We start from the raw sequence: 15,344 nt of genomic DNA, 5'->3' as shown, positions 1-15,344 counted from the left end.
CCTCCGTTTCTTAGGTAAGGCTAGCCTAACTCTCGATTGATGGAGGAATCGTACGCGACGCGAGATCATCGACCCATGGACGTCACCCTGCACCTCGCCCAGGACCCGGAGGCCGACGCGCTGCTCGGACGCTCGCCGCTCGCCGCCCTCACCGGCATGCTGCTGGACCAGCAGATCCCGATGGAGTGGGCGTTCAAGGGGCCCCGCACCATCGCCGACCGGCTCGGCGCCGCGGACCTGGACGCGCACGAGATCGCCGCGATGGACCCGGAGGCCTTCGCCGCCCTGCTGTCCGAGAAGCCGGCCGTGCACCGCTACCCGGGCTCCATGGCCAAGCGCGTCCAGCAGCTGTGCCGGTACCTGGTCGAGCACTACGACGGGGACGCGGAGGCCGTCTGGAAGGACGCGGGCAGCGGGGCCGAGCTGCTCAAGCGGCTGGAGGACCTGCCCGGCTTCGGCCGGCAGAAGGCGCAGATCTTCCTCGCGCTGCTGGGCAAGCAGCTCGGGGTCACGCCGGCCGGCTGGCGGGAGGCCGCCGGTGCCTACGGCGAGCCCGGGTCCCACCGGTCCGTCGCCGACATCACCGGACCGGACTCGCTGGCCAGGGTGCGGGCCCACAAGCAGGAGATGAAGGCCGCGGCCAAGGCGGCCAAGGCAGCCCGGAAGTAGGGGCCGGGTAAGCCTGGTGGCCCACCCGGGTGGCGGTGCGCGCCCCACCGTTCCGAGCATGGAGCATGACCGAGGCATCGAGCCACGGCCCTCAGTGGGGCCGCGAGTACGACGACCAGCACGTCCACGGCGGGCACCCGCCGGGCGCCGCGCGCGAACCGCACGGGCACCGCGGGCGGCTCGAACCCGAGCCGCCCCTCGAAGGCCCGCTGCACGCCCTGTCCCGGGCCGCCTGGCAGGTGGTCCTGGTCACCGGGGTCGCCTCCTTGGTCCTGGGCATCCTGATCCTGGTCTGGCCCGGCCACTCACTGCTCGTGGCCGGCGTCCTCTTCGGGCTCTACCTGCTGGTCAGCGGTGTCTTCCAGCTGGTCGCCGCCTTCGGCACGCACCAGGCGACCTCGCTGCGGGTGCTGGCGTTCATCAGCGGCGCGCTGTCGATCCTGCTCGGGCTGCTCTGCTTCCGCGGGCCCATGCAGTCGATCCTGCTGCTCGCCCTGTGGATCGGCATCGGCTGGCTGATCCGCGGCGTCACGCACACCATGGCCGCGGTCTCCGACCCCCGGATGCCCGCCCGCGGCTGGCAGGCCTTCCTGGGCGTCCTCACCTTCGTCGCCGGGATCGTGCTGATCGACTCGCCCTTCCGGTCGGTCGCGGTGCTGACCCTCGTCGGCGGCATCTGGCTGGTGGTGGTCGGCGTCACCGAGATCATCACCGCGTTCCGCATCCGGCATCGGGCGCGGCAGGTGCCGCAGACCGTGTGAAGGCCCGCCGCCCCGGCGCCGGCTCCCGGTCCACAGCCTGTGCACAACGGGTGCGCGGCGGACGGCGCGCCGGGGGCGCCGTTCCCGGCGGAGGCGGGAAACGACCCGAGCCCGCGCCCCGAAAGGTACGCGTTCACCCGTTTTGCTCGACCTTTTCAAGGGCCGCACTCGGGCGCCATGGCTGCGCCCGGAACGTCTGGGCCGGTAGGCTTTCCGTGTGATCTTCAAGCGCATCGGAAACGGCCGGCCGTACCCCGATCACGGCCGGGAAAGCACCCGGCAGTGGGCGGACGTCGCACCGCGCCCGGTCCGCCTCGATCAGCTCGTGACCACCAAGCAGCAGCTGGACCTGGAGACCCTGCTGGCGGAGGACTCGACGTTCTACGGCGACCTCTTCGCGCATGTCGTGAAGTGGCAGGGCGACCTCTACCTGGAGGACGGTCTGCACCGCGCGGTGCGCGCCGCGCTCCAGCAGCGCCAGGTGCTGCACGCGCGCGTGCTCGAACTGGACTGACCCGGCGGCCCCGCGGCCGGCCGCTCATCGGCCGTGCGGCGTCCGCCGATTGACCCTTTCGGGTTCCACTGGCGGCCTGTACTGATCATCTAATAGGCATCGCCGCTCGGGCACACTACGCTGCGTTCATGAGCATGCTGACTCCCCCCGGCATGGGCGGCAAGTACCGGATCACGGGGGCGAAATACCCCCGGATGCGCCCGCCTCGGCGGCGGGGCAGGCTGGTCGTGGCCGTTCTGGCCTCCGTGTGCGCGCTCGGCCTGCTCGGCTGGGGCACGCTCCAGCTCATCGACGTCTTCACGGGCGGCAATCCGGCCGCCTCCCGCGCGAAGAAGGACTGCGGGCCCAAGGACGCGGCCGGCGGGACCAGGGCCGCGTCCGCGCGCCAGGCGAACCCGCTGCCCGAGCCCGGCCGGATCACGGTCAACGTCTACAACGCCACCACGCGCTCGGGGCTGGCCAAGGACACCGCGGACGAGCTGAAGAAGCGCGGCTTCAAGATCGGTGACGTGGGCAACGCGACCACGGAGTACGACAAGAAGGTGAAGGGCACGGCACTGGTCCTCGGACCGGCCGCCGCCCTGCACACCTCGCTGCCGGTGCTCGGCGCCCAGGTCGCGGGCGTCGAGCAGCGGGCCGACGGGCGCAAGAAGGCCGACCTGGACCTCGTCCTCGGGGACGGGTTCAAGGGGCTGGCCAAGCCCGCGGACGCCGCGCGGGCCCTGACCGTCCTCACGGCACCCGCGCCCACGGCTTCGGCAGGCTCCGCGGAAAAGGGCTGCTGAAGCCTTTCTCCTCGGGCGGGCACCCGCCGCGCCCGATTCACGCCCCGGCGGCCGGACCGCATGCCGGGCCGCCCTCTCACGGCGTCGCGGACGCCGGTTACTCGGCCGCGCCGTACAGCCGGTCGCCCGCGTCGCCGAGGCCCGGGACGATGTAACCCTGCTCGTTGAGGTGGTCGTCGACCGCGGCGGTGACCACCGTGACCGGGGTGCCCGCCAGCTCGCGCTCCATCAGCTCGACGCCCTCGGGGGCGGCCAGCAGCACCACGGCGGTGACGTCGTCGGCGCCGCGCTTGATCAGCTCGCGGATGGAGGCGACCAGCGTGCCGCCCGTGGCCAGCATCGGGTCGAGGACGTAGACCTGGCGGCCCGAGAGGTCCTCCGGCATCCGCGTGGCGTACGCGGAGGGCTGGAGCGTCTCCTCGTTGCGGAGCATGCCCAGGAAGCCCACCTCGGCGGTCGGCAGCAGCCGGACCATGCCGTCCAGCATGCCGAGACCGGCGCGCAGGATCGGGACGACCAGCGGGCGGGGACGGGCGAGCTTGACACCCGTGGTGCGGGCGACCGGCGTGTCGATGTCGACGTTCTCGGTGCGCACGTCCCGCGTGGCCTCGTAGGCGAGCAGGGTGACCAGCTCGTCGGCGAGACGGCGGAAGGTGGCGGAGTCGGTGCGCTGGTCGCGCAGCGTGGTGAGCTTGTGAGCGACCAGGGGGTGGTCGACGACATGGAGACGCATGCCCATAACCGTACCTGCGCCCCGGACCGGTCGGCGCGGGCGTCAAACCGGCCGGCCGGGGGAAAACGGGGAAGGACGGACTGGGGTGGTGTGACGTGTCTGACCTGCCTGAGACGCCCGACGACGCGACCGGGAGCGGAACGAGGGGGCCGCACGGCCCCGACGACGTCATACGGACGGGGAAGCCCGGCCCCGCCGGGCGGAGGAAGGCCGGCCCCACCAAGCGGGGGACAAACGGCCCCGGTTTTCCCGGGGACACGACGGCCGGGCCCGCCACCGCGGAGCGCGGGAGGAGCGCGCCCGACGCCCCCGAGACCGACGCCGAGCGGCGCCGCCGCCGGGCCCGGTTCCTGCGCGAGCTGGCGGAGGCCCGGGCGCTGCGGGCCCGGGTGCAGCCGCGACGCGCCAAGGCGGCCCGGCTCCGCCACGCGCTGCGGATGCAGACGTTCCGCTGGTAGGGCGGGTGCCCTGAGCTGGGGGCCGGTCGGCAAGAAGTGGGTGAGGAAGATCGTCGCCCGCGCCGGAGTTTCCGAGGTGGGCGTGCGTGAGCGCCCGCCAAAGCCGCGTACGATCCGCAGGTGGCCGCAACGAAGCCGCTGGCGACCCGATGGGGACGCACGCTCGAAACCGCCAGACACAGGGAGCCGAAGACGTCCCCTGAACGCCTAGTTTCTGCCACGATTCCGAGTGGGTGGGGCTCGGAGCCGCCCAAGAACCTCCGCCGGGGGGACCCCCAACCGGCACGCCTATGACCAGTGGGAGAGTCACGGTGTACTTCGCCGCACTGCTCGCGCGCACCGAAGACGGGTGGGAAGCGAGCGACACAGAGCTCGACGATGTGGAGACCCTGTCGGATCTGGCCGACCTGGCCCGTGAAGCCTCTCCCGAGGAGGACACGGTGCTCGTCCTGATCGAGCAGGAGGACGCCTGGTTCGGCGTCGTCCGGGTGGACGGGGAGGACGACCCTCGGATCTATGTCTCGGACGCGGCCGCCGCCGCCCGCAGCGCCTACGGTGAGCTGCTGCTCACCGACGAGCTGCTGGGCCGGGAACCCGGCGCCACCGACGGCCCCGACCTGGACTCCCTGGACCTCGACGGCACGGAGGACGGCGAGTCCGAGGCCGTCGAGGACGAGGAGGAGACCACCGGGTCCGACGCGGTGCCGCACAGCCCGGTCGGCGACGGCGAGATCCTCGACGACCTGGGCATCAGCGAGAAGGAACTGCGCACCCTGGACGCCGACGACGCGCTCGGTTCGATCGCCGAGGCCCTGGGCGCCTCGGAGGTGCTGGAGACCGTCCGCTGACCGCGGGCCACCCGGTGGGCACCCCGCGTCCGGCACCGGACCCGGTGCGCGACCGCTGGCGGGAGGCGATGCGACTCGCCCTGGACGAGGCCGTACTGGCCGTCCGGGGCGGGGACGTCCCCGTCGGGGCCGTCGTGCTGGCGCCGGACGGCACGGTGCTCGCGACCGGGCACAACGAGCGCGAGGCCACCGGCGACCCCACGGCCCACGCGGAGGTCCTCGCCGTCCGGCGGGCCGCCGCGCGGCTCGGGCAGTGGCGGCTGACCGGCTGCACCCTGGTGGTCACCCTGGAGCCGTGCACGATGTGCGCGGGCGCTCTGGTGCAGTCCCGGGTGGACCGGGTGGTCTACGGCGCCAGGGACGACAAGGCGGGCGCGGCCGGTTCGCTGTGGGACGTGCTGCGCGACCGGCGGCTCAACCACCGGCCCGAGGTGATCGAAGGAGTGCTCGCGGGGGAGTGCGCCGCCGTTCTCACGGATTTCTTCCGGGATCGCTGAACACCGATTTCTGACCATGCCCCACCGTGCTGTAAGGTCTCCCTCGGTAGCGTGTCCGAGCGGCCGAAGGAGCTCGCCTCGAAAGCGAGTGTGGCGCAAGTCACCGAGGGTTCAAATCCCTCCGCTACCGCTTTCGAAAGGGCCCCGTCTCACGACGGGGCCCTTTCCGCGTTCCCGCCCCCGCGGGAGCGGCGCCCAAAACCCCTTGCCCGGCGGGCCGTTGGTCCCCGACAAAGGCATGACCGTTACACTCGCCGCCGGCAACAGGGGCCTCACGGGCCATGGACACGGACACTAGGGAGGCCGCGGTGGCGATGAACGCCAAGAAGATCGTGGTGTACGCGCTCGTGGTCTTCGTGCTGTACGTGATCATCACGGACCCCGCCCGGGCGGCCGACTACGTCCAGATAGGCTTCGAGGGCATATCCAACGCGGCCAGGGCCATCGGGGACTTCATGACCTGGGCCGCCAACGGAGGAAAGAGCTGAGGTACTCCGCATGATCCGCCACCTGGTCCTGTTCAAGCTCGACGAGGGCGTACGGCGCGACGATCCGCGGGTGGTGGCGGGCGAGGCGGCCTTCCGGGCGCTCCCCGAGCAGATCAAGGAGCTGCGGGCCTGGGAGTGCGCCTGGAACATCACCGACCGGCCGATCGCCTACGACTTCGCGATCAACTCGGCCGTCGAGGACACCGAGGCCCTCCAGCGCTATCTGGACCACCCCGCCCACCAGGCGGGTGTCGCCCTGTGGCGTGAGTTCGCCACGTGGGTGATCGCGGACTACGAGTTCTGACACCTCGCCCTTCCAGGGCGCCTTCCGCTCCGAAGCCCTCCGCCGCGCAGGCGGGGGGCTTTCCCGCGTTTTCCGCCCCGGTTCCCCCATGTTTGAAACCAACACGGCGTTATCAGGTGCTTGCACACAGTGCACATGTCTTGTGATGCTATGACCGCTTTTGACGGATGATTGACCGAAGAGGTGGCGTTGACCGTGTCGGCCAGTACTGCGCCGCCCCAGGAGGAGGCCCCCGTCCCCGCCTCTGTGAACCCCGGGAAGCGCCGTGGCGCAGACACCCGCGCCCTGACCCAGGTGCTCTTCACCGAGCTGAAGCAGCTCGCCCCGGGCACGCCGGAGCACAACCGGGTGCGGGGAGCGCTGATCGAGGCGAACCTCCCGCTCGTGCGCTACGCCGCCGCCCGCTTCCGCTCCCGCAACGAGCCGATGGAGGACGTGATCCAGGTCGGCACCATCGGCCTGATCAACGCCATCGACCGCTTCGACCCGGACCGGGGCGTGCAGTTCCCGACGTTCGCCATGCCGACCGTGGTCGGCGAGATCAAGCGGTACTTCCGGGACAACGTCCGCACCGTGCACGTACCGCGCCGGCTGCACGAGCTGTGGGTGCAGGTCAACAGCGCCACCGAGGACCTGACCACGCTGCACGGCCGCTCCCCCTCCACCGCCGAGATCGCCGAGCGCCTGCGGATCAGCGAGGAGGAGGTGCTCAGCTGCATCGAGGCGGGCCGCTCGTACCACGCGACCTCCCTGGAGGCCGCGCAGGAGGGCGACGGGCTGCCGGGGCTGCTGGACCGCATCGGCTACGAGGACCCGGCCCTGGACGGCGTGGAACACCGCGACCTGGTCCGCCACCTCCTCGTCCAGCTCCCCGAGCGCGAGCAGCGGATCCTGCTGCTGCGCTACTACAGCAATCTGACCCAGTCACAGATCAGCGCGGAACTCGGGGTCTCCCAGATGCACGTCTCGCGCCTGCTCGCCCGCAGCTTCCAGAGACTGCGCTCAGCGAACCGCATCGACGCATAACTGATAACCGCTCCGCCGTATAACAGAGTTCCGGGCGAATACCGGACGACATGGCGGGAGCATGGTGGGCGCACCGAAGCACACACCCGAACAGCCCTGCATCGCAAACCAGATCGAGCGCTCACCGCCGCGAGCGATTCGCTCACCAGGGCCGTTGCCGACACTTCCGGCCCGACTGTCCGTCAGACCCCTTTTCTCCAGCGGTGATTCGCGTCTCTCATGTCGACATGTCACTACAGCGCGTTGCCGACATGTGACATTCTGCGGGAGACGCGTTTGCCGGAGCCCCGGCTCCGGTATTCAGGTGAAGGCTGCGTTCTCGACCGACGACGCGGCCGCGACCGTCCCGCGACCCAAAGGGGGTGGCATGTCCGCAGAACAGGGCAGCTCGAAGGTGCTGACGCCCGCGAAGAGCGAGGCGGCGCCCAAGGAGCTCGACGCACTCGACGTCCTCGACGGCATCGAGGGCGTCACGGCCCTCGATGCCGTGCCGGCTCCGGCCACCCCCGCCACGGGCGAGGCCATCGACACCCGCACCCTGTCCCGCTCCCTGTTCCTGCGGCTCGCCGCGCTCGACGAGAACAGCCCCGAGCGCGCCTACGTCCGGGACACCCTGATCGAACTGAACCTGCCGCTGGTCCGCTACGCGGCGGCGCGGTTCCGCTCGCGCAACGAGCCGATGGAGGACATCGTCCAGGTCGGCACCATCGGCCTGATCAAGGCGATCGACCGCTTCGACTGCGAACGGGGCGTGGAGTTCCCGACGTTCGCGATGCCCACGGTGGTCGGCGAGATCAAGCGCTTCTTCCGGGACACCTCCTGGTCGGTGCGGGTCCCGCGCCGCCTCCAGGAGCTGCGCCTGGCCCTCACCAAGGCCAGCGACGAGCTGTCGCAGAAGCTGGACCGCTCCCCGACGGTCACCGAACTGGCCGCCGTGCTCGGCGTCTCCGAGGAGGACGTGGTCGACGGCCTCGCGGTCGGCAACGCGTACACCGCCTCCTCGCTGGACTCCCCGGCCCCGGAGGACGACGGCGGCGAGGGCTCCCTGGCCGACCGGCTCGGCTACGAGGACACGGCCCTGGAGGGCGTCGAGTACCGCGAGTCCCTCAAGCCGCTGCTGGCCAAGCTCCCGCCCCGGGAGCGGCGGATCATCATGCTGCGCTTCTTCGCCAACATGACCCAGTCGCAGATCGGCGAGGAGGTCGGCATCTCCCAGATGCACGTCTCGCGCCTGCTCACCCGGACCCTGTCCCAGCTGCGCGAGGGTCTGATCTCGGACTGATCCCTCTCCCTTGACGAGGCGTCGGCCACGTTGGCCGGATGCTTCGTCACGGGATGCTCCGTACGACGCCCGGATCGCCGGCCGCCGACGCGCCCTCGCGGGAGCGTCGGCGGCCGGCGTCTGTCCGGGGACGGTGTCGGGGGCGTGCGCCGGTCCGGGCGGGCGCCCGGACCACACCTGGACGGTCCGCGCCGACGCCTGGCGTGCCGCCGGGGCACGCACACCGAGACGCGGAACGCCTCCGTCCGGTGGAACGGATCACCGCGGGACCCGCGGGCCCTGCGGAAGGGGTGTGCTACTTCAGCGCCAGCCAGGCGACCCCGGCCACCACCACGAGCGCCACGACGACGCCGATGATCAGACCGATGCGCGGGCCGGAGGGGGCGGCCGCCTGCTGCTGGCGCCCCTGCGGAGCCTCGTCGACGAACGCGCGGAACATCTGAGTGCTGCCGGCAGGGTCGTAATTGCCCTGGGGGCCCTGGGTGTTAGCCATGGCCCGAGACCTTAGCGAAGACGGCCCCTGCCGCCCAAGTGGGGGGCCACCGGGACAGACGGGGACAGGCCCCCCGCTCCGACCTGCATATTCACGACCGCAACGCTTGCCTTTGCCAAGGTTTTACGCGGAAGGCCCCCCAGTTATTTGCCTGTAGCAACCAATCCCATTTATGGTTGCCCCAAGCAACGAATACGGGAGGTGTGATGGCCGAGCAGGCGCAGTTTGAAGAGCTGGCGCGTCAGCTCAGCGCCGTCGGCGCCGTGAAACGGGACCTCGTGCGGGTGCTGCCGACGGACTGCCCGGGCGGCTCGGCGGCCGTGCTGACCTTGCTCGGCCGCCACGGAGACATGCGCATGAGCAAGCTGGCAGAGCTGCTCGCCGTGGATCTGTCGGTGACCAGCCGGCATGTCGCGCACGTCGCCGCGCGCGGCTGGATCGAGCGGGACCCGGACCCGGCGGACAAGCGCTCGCGCATCCTGCGCCTGACGCCCGCGGGTCTGGAGCAGCTCGACGAGTTGTCCCGGCGCACCACGCAGGTGCTCGCCGAGCGGCTCAGCGACTGGACCGACGACGAGGTCGGCCAGCTGATCGGGTTGATGACCCGCCTGCGCTCGTCCTTCGGCGACTGCCGGCCGCCCTCGGCCCGGCCGCCCACCCCCGTAGTCGAAAAGACCACCCGTACACCCGCAAGCACGTAAGTAAAGGAAGCCCATGGCAACGACCACACCAGCCGGTGTGCGGGCTCACGCCAAGCACGGGGGAGGCTCCTCGGCGGGCGACGCCCCGATGTCCCACCGGCAGATCATGGAGGCCCTCTCCGGCCTCCTGGTGGGCCTGTTCGCCGCCATCCTGTCCTCGACGATCGTCACCAACGCACTGCCGACGATCATCAAGGACCTCGGTGGCGGCCAGTCCGCCTACACCTGGGTCGTCACCGCGGCCCTGCTGACGATGACCGCCTCGGTGCCCCTGTGGGGCAAGCTGTCCGACCTGTTCAGCAAGAAGGCGCTCGTCCAGATAGCCCTGGTCATCTACGTGGCCGGTTCGGTCATCGCCGGTCTCGCGCAGAACCCGGCGATGCTGATCACCGCCCGTGCGATCCAGGGCCTCGGCGCCGGCGGTCTCTCCGCCCTGGTGCAGGTCATCCTGGCCGCGATGATCTCCCCGCGTGAGCGCGGGCGCTACTCCGGCTACACCGGCGCCACCTTCGCCGTCGCCACCGTCGGCGGTCCGCTGCTCGGCGGTGTCATCACCGACACCAGCTGGCTCGGCTGGCGCTACTGCCTGTTCGTCGGCATCCCGTTCGCGGTGATCGCGCTGATCGTCCTCCAGAAGACGCTGCACCTGCCGGTCGTCAAGCGCAAGGTCAAGGTCGACTGGCTCGGCGCCTTCTTCATCACCGCGGGCGCCTCGCTGCTGCTGCTCTGGGTGACCTTCGCCAACGACAAGTACGAGTGGCTGTCGTGGCAGACCTACGTGATGGTGGGCGGCACCATCGTGCTCGGCCTGCTGTTCGTCCTCACCGAGTCCAAGGCGTCCGAGCCGATCATCCCGCTGCGCCTGTTCCGCAACCCCACGATCTCGCTGGCCTCGGCGGCCTCGCTGTTCGTCGGTGTCGGCATGTACTCGGGCACCGTCTTCTTCTCGCAGTACTTCCAGCTGGCGCGGGACAAGTCCCCGACCATGTCCGGTGTGATGACCATCCCGATGATCGGTGGTCTGTTCATCTCCTCCATGGTCTCCGGGCGGATCATCTCCAACACCGGACGCTGGAAGAACTGGCTGGTCACCGGCGGTCTGCTGCTCACGGCCGGTCTGGCCCTGCTCGGCCTGATGCGCTACGACACCCCCTACTGGCAGCTGGCCATCTACATGGCGCTGCTGGGCATCGGCGTCGGCATGATGATGCAGAACCTGGTGCTGTCCACGCAGAACCAGGTCGCCCCGAAGGACCTCGGTTCCGCCTCCTCCACGGTGAGCTTCTTCCGCTCCCTCGGTGGCGCGGTCGGCGTCGGTGTGCTCGGCTCGGTCATGTCCGGCCGGATCACCCACTACGCCACCAGCACCATCGGCGAGCTGAGCCCGAAGGCCCGGATGGCCGCGGCCAAGGCCATGGGCGGCAGCGACCTGCCCGACATGAACAGCCTGCCCCTGCCGATCCGGCATTGGCTGGAAGGCGCCTACGGTCACGGCATCGCCGACGTCTTCCTCTATGCGGCGCCCTGCGCCCTGGTCGCCTTCATCCTGGTGATCTTCATCAAGGAGGTCCCGCTGCGGACGACCGGCGCGCTGGCCCAGGCCGCGCAGGAGAAGAGCGGGACGACGGCCGAGGCCGCCGCGCCCGTCGAGACCACGATGGAGAACGCCACCATGCAGAACGTGCCGGGTGAGCCCGCCGAGGAGAAGGTACCCAGCCTGACCGCAGCCGCTCCGGTGGTCGGCGCCGCCGAGGCGCTGGCGACCGCGACCGCCTCCGCCGCGCCGATGACCGCCGTGGCGACCGTCGCCGAGCCCGGCTCGGGCGGGGACGGCACCCCGGTGCACGGCTTCGTCCGCGGCGCCGAGAGCGCCCCGGTCCCGCAGGCCGCGGTCACCCTGATCTCGCTGGCCGGCCGTCAGCTCGGCCGCGCGGTCGCCCAGGGCGACGGTTCCTACGCGCTGGCCGCCCCCGGCACCGGCTCGTACGTCCTGATCGCCTCCGCCGACGGCTACCAGCCGCAGGCCTCCACCATCGTGGTGGGCGAGGAACCGCTGTCGTACGACATCCTGCTCAGCGGCACCAGCGGGCTGACCGGTGTGGTGCGGGCCGCCGGGAGCGCGCAGCCGGTCAAGGACGCCATGGTGATCGTCACCGACGTGCGCGGTGACCTGCTGGCCACCGCCGCCACCGGGGAGCAAGGCGACTTCGCCTTCACCGACCTGGTGCCCGGTCCGGTGACCGTGGCCGTCAACGCGGCCGGCTTCCGGCCGCGGGCGCTGCCGGTCGAGGTGGCCACCACCGGCATCACCCGGATCGGCGTCGACCTCGACGCCGGCGCCCAGCTCCAGGGCGTGGTCCGGGCCCCGCACGGTCCGCTGGCCGACGCCCGGGTGACCCTGGTCGACCAGGCGGGCAACGTGGTCGGCACCGCCACCACCGGTGAGGACGGCGCGTACGCCTTCACCGACCTGGACAGCGGTGAGTACACCGTCATCGCGACCGGCTACCCGCCGGTGGCGACCGCGCTGACCGTCACCGGCACCGGGGCCGACGGTCACGACATCGAACTCGCCCACCCCGGCGAGTAGTTCCACCCGGCCCGTGGCGGGGCACGCTCCGACCGGAGGTGCCCGCCACGGGCCGGTTTCTCACGACCGATTTGTAAGGCTTTGCAGGGAGAAAACGGGATGGGACTGACCGCGAAGATCCGTACGCGGGACGGGTGGGCCGTGTCGCACGCGGTCGTCACGGTGACCGACATGACCGGTACGCAGGTGCTGCGGGCCGAGGCGGACGCCGAGGGGGCCGTAAGGGACACCACCGAACTGGCGCCGGGGGCGTACACCGTGATCGTGACGGCCGTCGGCTACGCGCCGGCCGCCTCCAGCGCGATCGTCACCGCGAGCGGACGGGCCGAGATCGGCGCCGTGACCCTGGCCCGGCAGGGCGGCACCGAGCTGCCCCCGCCCGGCCCCTGGACCATCGACCCGGCGCACTCCTCGGTCGCCGCGGTCGCCCAGCACCTGGGGATCTCCAGCGTGCACGGCCGGTTCACCGACTTCGGCGGCACCATCGAGATCGCGCCGGACGACGTCGCCAAGTCCCGGGTGGAGGCGGTGATCAAGGCCGGGTCCATCGACACCGGCAACGGCATGCGCGACACGCACCTGCGCTCCGGTGACTTCCTCGACGTCGAGACCCACCCGGAGATCACCTACCGGTCCACCGGGCTGACCCAGGCGGGCCCGGACCGCTGGACCGTGCACGGCGAGCTGTCGCTGCACGGCGTGGTCCGCCAGGTCGACCTGGACCTCGCCTACCTCGGCACCGGCGCCGACCCGTGGGGCGGCACCCGCGCTGCCTTCCGCGCCACGGCGGAGCTGCACCGCGAGGACTTCGCGATGAACTACAACCAGGTCCTCCAGGCGGGCATCGCCGCCATCGGCACCACGCTGAAGGTGCAGCTGGACATCCAGGCGGTGCAGGGGGACAGCCTGCCCGCGGCCTGACCCTCCCGCACAGGGGCCCGCCGACCGTTGGACGGTCGGCGGGCCCTGTCAGTTCTCCGTCGCGCCCACGATGCGCCGGGCCAGGTCGCGCAGTTTGACGTTCTCCCGCTGGGAGGCGCGCACCAGGCTGTCGAAGGCCGCCTGGGCGTCGATCTCCAGGCGCTCCATCAGGATGCCGGTGGCCTGTCCGATCAGGTCGCGGGTGTGCATGGCCTCCGTCAACTGCTCGCGCACGGTGACCGAGTTGAGGGCGAGGCTCACATGCGCGGTGAACAGCCGGCCGAGCCGGGCGGCCGTCTCGTCGAAGGCGCCCGGTTCCCGGGAGTAGGCCGTCAGCACGGTCAGCCGGCGCTTGTCGGCGCGCAGCCGCATGGACAGCACCGAGCGCAGCTCCTGGCCCTCGCCGTCCGCGCCGCCGCTGTCCGCCACCCGCACCACCGGCGAGGTCCACAGCCGCTCCCAGTGCGGCGGTTCGGGGACCTCGGCGTCGCGCACGAGGTCGTCGGTCCAGGCGAGGGCGCGCCGCGCCTCCCCGCGCTCCAGCTCGCAGACCCCGGCGTGTTCGGCGCCGGGCAGCAGGCGCACCGCGAGCCGTACGGCGGTGTCCAGCGTGGCACCGGGCGTAGGGCTCCCGTGCAGTTCGCGCGCCGCCGCCGTCAGGGCCTCGGCCAGGTCGAGACCGCCCGGGGAACGGGTCGCTTCGGAGACGTCATACGCGGAAAAGTCGTACACGGGAAAGTCGGACGCGGCCACCACGAACCTCTCGGTTGACATGACCGTACGGCCATGCGCAGGAGAGCTCCGCAGCACATTCCCGACTGCGAGCACAGGACAGAAGAACTCTAGCTGCTCCATTGCGGTGAAGTGACCTTGCACCGGTGCCGCCCGCACCGGCCGTCGGTCCGGCGCGCCGAGCCTGTGCCCAGCAGGGTCAGGCTCGCGCACCGCTTCGCGTTCTAGGCTGCGGCCATGGCACCGAACATCGCGACCAACACCCGTGTCTCCCTGGACGAACTGCTGGACTTCGTACGGCCCCGCCACCGCGCGCTGCTGATCACCCGCCGCGCCGACGGCGCCCCGCAGGCCTCTCCGCTGACCTGCGGGGTGGACGACTCCGGCCGGATCGTGGTCTCGACCTACCCGGAGCGGGCCAAGACCCGCAACGCCCAGCGGGACCCGCGGGTCGCCCTGGTCGTGCTCAGCGACGACTGGAACGGCCCCTGGGTGCAGATCGACGGCACCGCCGAGGTGATCGACTCCCCCGACTCGGTGGAACCGCTGGTCGAGTACTACCGCAACATCGCCGGTGAGCACCCCGACTGGGACGAGTACCGGGCGGCCATGCTCAAGCAGGGCAAGTCGATCATCCGGGTCACGCCCGAGCGCTGGGGGCCGGTGGCCACCGGCGGCTTCCCGGCGCGGCTGGCCAGCGGGGAGTGAGGCCTGACGGGGGGGCACCCCGTCATCCCCGTTCGACCATCACCTCGATCCCGGCGATCAGCAGGTCCAGGGCGAACGTGAAGTCACGGTCCATCAGCTCGGCGACCGTGCCCCCGCCGCGGGCGTCCATGAGGGGCACGGAGTCCTTGAGGAACTGCGCGATGCCGGGGTCCTGCCGCACCGAGTCCAGGGCCTGCTCGTGGTAGTCGTCCGGGGTCAGGCCGCTGTCGGCGATCCGGGACATGAACTGGGCCTCCGTCGTGCCGTAGCCGTAGACGAACTGGAAGACGGCCGAGATCGCGCTCATCACCCGGTGCGCGGGCAGCCCGGAGCCGCCGAGGACGCGCTGCATGCTGCGGGAGAAGTCCAGCGCGTGGGGCCCGATGTTCAGATACTGGCCGGCCAGCCGGGACAGCCAGGGGTGACGCACCAGCAGCCGCCGGTACTCGGCGGCCAGCGCCCGGAGTTGCTCCCGCCAGTCGGAGGGGTCGTCCTCGCCGGGCAGCCGCAGTTCGCCGAAGGCCGCGTCGAGGGCGAGTTCGAACAGGTCGTCCTTGGTGTCGACGTACCAGTACAGGGACATCGCGGTGACGTTCAGCTCGCCGGCCAGGCGCCGCATGGAGAACCTGGCCAGGCCCTCGGCGTCCAGGAGCCGTACGGACACCGCGGTGATCCGCTCCCGGTCCAGTCCGGAGGGCTGCCCGGCGCGCCCGCCGCGCCGCGGCGTCTCCCGCAGCCACACGCTGTCCCGCGCCGACCGCCCCGCCGACTTCGCCACCGGCACACCTTCCTCTGTCTCCGGCCGGTCGGGGCCCCGCACGGCCCCGCTGCCCG

The 15,344-nt window shown here is 71.4% G+C and carries 19 protein-coding genes and 1 tRNA gene; 16 read left to right on the top strand and 4 right to left on the bottom strand.

From position 1 onward, the window contains the following. Window positions 1-75: 75 nt before the first annotated feature. The 4 genes from BLW85_RS20560 (at window position 76) to BLW85_RS20545 (ending at window position 2,729) form a co-directional block, all read left to right on the top strand. On the top strand, window positions 76-669 hold the full coding sequence (locus BLW85_RS20560; RefSeq protein ID WP_070028754.1) for an HhH-GPD-type base excision DNA repair protein: 594 nt from the start codon (window positions 76-78) through the stop codon (window positions 667-669). A 65-nt stretch (window positions 670-734) separates the two neighbouring features. After that, entirely contained in the window at window positions 735-1,430 is a 696-nt protein-coding gene (locus BLW85_RS20555) for an HdeD family acid-resistance protein (RefSeq protein WP_074992804.1), read from the top strand. 217 nt (window positions 1,431-1,647) lie between these two features. After that, a complete protein-coding gene (locus tag BLW85_RS20550; RefSeq protein ID WP_004943146.1) occupies window positions 1,648-1,944 on the top strand; it encodes a type II toxin-antitoxin system VapB family antitoxin in 297 nt (98 codons plus the stop codon). 128 nt (window positions 1,945-2,072) lie between these two features. After that, entirely contained in the window at window positions 2,073-2,729 is a 657-nt protein-coding gene (locus BLW85_RS20545) for a LytR C-terminal domain-containing protein (RefSeq protein WP_244174890.1), read from the top strand. A 97-nt stretch (window positions 2,730-2,826) separates the two neighbouring features. Here the strand turns inward: BLW85_RS20545 and upp are convergent, their stop codons facing one another. After that, entirely contained in the window at window positions 2,827-3,462 is a 636-nt protein-coding gene (upp, locus tag BLW85_RS20540) for a uracil phosphoribosyltransferase (protein ID WP_070028935.1), read from the bottom strand. Between the two features lie 170 nt (window positions 3,463-3,632). Here upp and BLW85_RS20535 point away from each other — a divergent pair, with 170 nt between their 5' ends. The 8 genes from BLW85_RS20535 (at window position 3,633) to BLW85_RS20500 (ending at window position 8,365) form a co-directional block, all read left to right on the top strand. Then, window positions 3,633-3,920 carry a hypothetical protein gene (locus BLW85_RS20535; RefSeq protein WP_070028936.1) on the top strand — a complete coding sequence of 96 codons (288 nt, stop codon included), beginning with the start codon at window positions 3,633-3,635 and terminating at the stop codon, window positions 3,918-3,920. Window positions 3,921-4,231: 311 nt separating this feature from the next. Beyond that, the gene (locus BLW85_RS20530; protein ID WP_070028757.1) at window positions 4,232-4,768 is read left to right on the top strand and encodes a tRNA adenosine deaminase-associated protein; all 537 of its coding nucleotides are present in this window, start codon (window positions 4,232-4,234) and stop codon (window positions 4,766-4,768) included. Window positions 4,769-4,836: 68 nt separating this feature from the next. After that, complete coding sequence (gene tadA, locus BLW85_RS20525) at window positions 4,837-5,265, top strand: tRNA adenosine(34) deaminase TadA (RefSeq protein WP_079172632.1); 429 nt, start codon at window positions 4,837-4,839, stop codon at window positions 5,263-5,265. 45 nt (window positions 5,266-5,310) lie between these two features. Continuing rightward, window positions 5,311-5,395, top strand: a tRNA-Ser gene (locus tag BLW85_RS20520). Between the two features lie 178 nt (window positions 5,396-5,573). Continuing rightward, window positions 5,574-5,753, top strand: a complete 180-nt coding sequence (locus tag BLW85_RS20515) for a hypothetical protein (RefSeq protein WP_070028759.1) — start codon at window positions 5,574-5,576, stop codon at window positions 5,751-5,753. A 10-nt stretch (window positions 5,754-5,763) separates the two neighbouring features. Further along, window positions 5,764-6,057 carry a Dabb family protein gene (locus BLW85_RS20510; RefSeq protein ID WP_074992801.1) on the top strand — a complete coding sequence of 98 codons (294 nt, stop codon included), beginning with the start codon at window positions 5,764-5,766 and terminating at the stop codon, window positions 6,055-6,057. A gap of 189 nt (window positions 6,058-6,246) precedes the next feature. Beyond that, entirely contained in the window at window positions 6,247-7,083 is an 837-nt protein-coding gene (locus BLW85_RS20505) for an RNA polymerase sigma factor SigF (RefSeq protein WP_070028761.1), read from the top strand. Between the two features lie 367 nt (window positions 7,084-7,450). Further along, entirely contained in the window at window positions 7,451-8,365 is a 915-nt protein-coding gene (locus BLW85_RS20500) for an RNA polymerase sigma factor SigF (RefSeq protein WP_070028762.1), read from the top strand. A gap of 295 nt (window positions 8,366-8,660) precedes the next feature. On the opposite strand, the gene BLW85_RS20495 is transcribed toward BLW85_RS20500, so the two are convergent. After that, window positions 8,661-8,858: a hypothetical protein gene (locus tag BLW85_RS20495; protein WP_071828728.1), complete on the bottom strand. Its 198-nt coding sequence runs from the start codon at window positions 8,856-8,858 to the stop codon at window positions 8,661-8,663. A gap of 206 nt (window positions 8,859-9,064) precedes the next feature. On the opposite strand from BLW85_RS20495, the gene BLW85_RS20490 reads away from it, so the two are divergent. From BLW85_RS20490 to BLW85_RS20480, 3 genes are all read left to right on the top strand, one after another. Continuing rightward, window positions 9,065-9,559 (top strand): MarR family winged helix-turn-helix transcriptional regulator, encoded by a 495-nt coding sequence (locus tag BLW85_RS20490; RefSeq protein ID WP_070028763.1) that lies wholly within the window; start codon window positions 9,065-9,067, stop codon window positions 9,557-9,559. 88 nt (window positions 9,560-9,647) lie between these two features. Continuing rightward, a complete protein-coding gene (locus tag BLW85_RS20485; RefSeq protein ID WP_070028764.1) occupies window positions 9,648-12,149 on the top strand; it encodes an MFS transporter in 2,502 nt (833 codons plus the stop codon). Between the two features lie 99 nt (window positions 12,150-12,248). Then, window positions 12,249-13,070 carry a YceI family protein gene (locus BLW85_RS20480; protein WP_070028765.1) on the top strand — a complete coding sequence of 274 codons (822 nt, stop codon included), beginning with the start codon at window positions 12,249-12,251 and terminating at the stop codon, window positions 13,068-13,070. A 48-nt stretch (window positions 13,071-13,118) separates the two neighbouring features. Here BLW85_RS20480 and BLW85_RS20475 read toward each other — a convergent pair whose 3' ends face one another. Continuing rightward, window positions 13,119-13,844, bottom strand: coding sequence for an ANTAR domain-containing protein (locus BLW85_RS20475; RefSeq protein ID WP_079172377.1), 726 nt, complete (start codon window positions 13,842-13,844; stop codon window positions 13,119-13,121). 195 nt (window positions 13,845-14,039) lie between these two features. Here BLW85_RS20475 and BLW85_RS20470 point away from each other — a divergent pair, with 195 nt between their 5' ends. After that, window positions 14,040-14,510 carry a PPOX class F420-dependent oxidoreductase gene (locus tag BLW85_RS20470; protein WP_070028766.1) on the top strand — a complete coding sequence of 157 codons (471 nt, stop codon included), beginning with the start codon at window positions 14,040-14,042 and terminating at the stop codon, window positions 14,508-14,510. A 22-nt stretch (window positions 14,511-14,532) separates the two neighbouring features. On the opposite strand, the gene BLW85_RS20465 is transcribed toward BLW85_RS20470, so the two are convergent. After that, a complete protein-coding gene (locus tag BLW85_RS20465) occupies window positions 14,533-15,288 on the bottom strand; it encodes a TetR/AcrR family transcriptional regulator (RefSeq protein ID WP_107409325.1) in 756 nt (251 codons plus the stop codon). Between the last annotated feature and the right edge of the window lie 56 nt (window positions 15,289-15,344).

Origin of the sequence: Streptomyces misionensis, assembly GCF_900104815.1 — a bacterium.
GTDB classification, from domain to species: Bacteria; Actinomycetota; Actinomycetes; order Streptomycetales; family Streptomycetaceae; genus Streptomyces; species Streptomyces misionensis.
The sequence above is the reverse complement of the archived record's forward strand: the minus strand, read 5'-3'. Positions and strand labels throughout refer to the sequence as shown.

Coding starts and splice junctions, on each gene's coding strand:
- BLW85_RS20555 (WP_074992804.1), top strand. CDS start 735: ATGACCGAGGCATCGAGCCACGGCCCTCAGTGGGGCCGCGAGTACGAC.
- BLW85_RS20510 (WP_074992801.1), top strand. CDS start 5,764: ATGATCCGCCACCTGGTCCTGTTCAAGCTCGACGAGGGCGTACGGCGC.
- BLW85_RS20560 (WP_070028754.1), top strand. CDS start 76: ATGGACGTCACCCTGCACCTCGCCCAGGACCCGGAGGCCGACGCGCTG.
- BLW85_RS20470 (WP_070028766.1), top strand. CDS start 14,040: ATGGCACCGAACATCGCGACCAACACCCGTGTCTCCCTGGACGAACTG.
- BLW85_RS20485 (WP_070028764.1), top strand. CDS start 9,648: ATGTCCCACCGGCAGATCATGGAGGCCCTCTCCGGCCTCCTGGTGGGC.
- BLW85_RS20500 (WP_070028762.1), top strand. CDS start 7,451: ATGTCCGCAGAACAGGGCAGCTCGAAGGTGCTGACGCCCGCGAAGAGC.
- BLW85_RS20495 (WP_071828728.1), bottom strand. CDS start 8,858: ATGGCTAACACCCAGGGCCCCCAGGGCAATTACGACCCTGCCGGCAGC.
- upp (WP_070028935.1), bottom strand. CDS start 3,462: ATGCGTCTCCATGTCGTCGACCACCCCCTGGTCGCTCACAAGCTCACC.
- tadA (WP_079172632.1), top strand. CDS start 4,837: ATGCGACTCGCCCTGGACGAGGCCGTACTGGCCGTCCGGGGCGGGGAC.
- BLW85_RS20480 (WP_070028765.1), top strand. CDS start 12,249: ATGGGACTGACCGCGAAGATCCGTACGCGGGACGGGTGGGCCGTGTCG.
- BLW85_RS20490 (WP_070028763.1), top strand. CDS start 9,065: ATGGCCGAGCAGGCGCAGTTTGAAGAGCTGGCGCGTCAGCTCAGCGCC.
- BLW85_RS20475 (WP_079172377.1), bottom strand. CDS start 13,844: ATGTCAACCGAGAGGTTCGTGGTGGCCGCGTCCGACTTTCCCGTGTAC.
- BLW85_RS20545 (WP_244174890.1), top strand. CDS start 2,073: ATGAGCATGCTGACTCCCCCCGGCATGGGCGGCAAGTACCGGATCACG.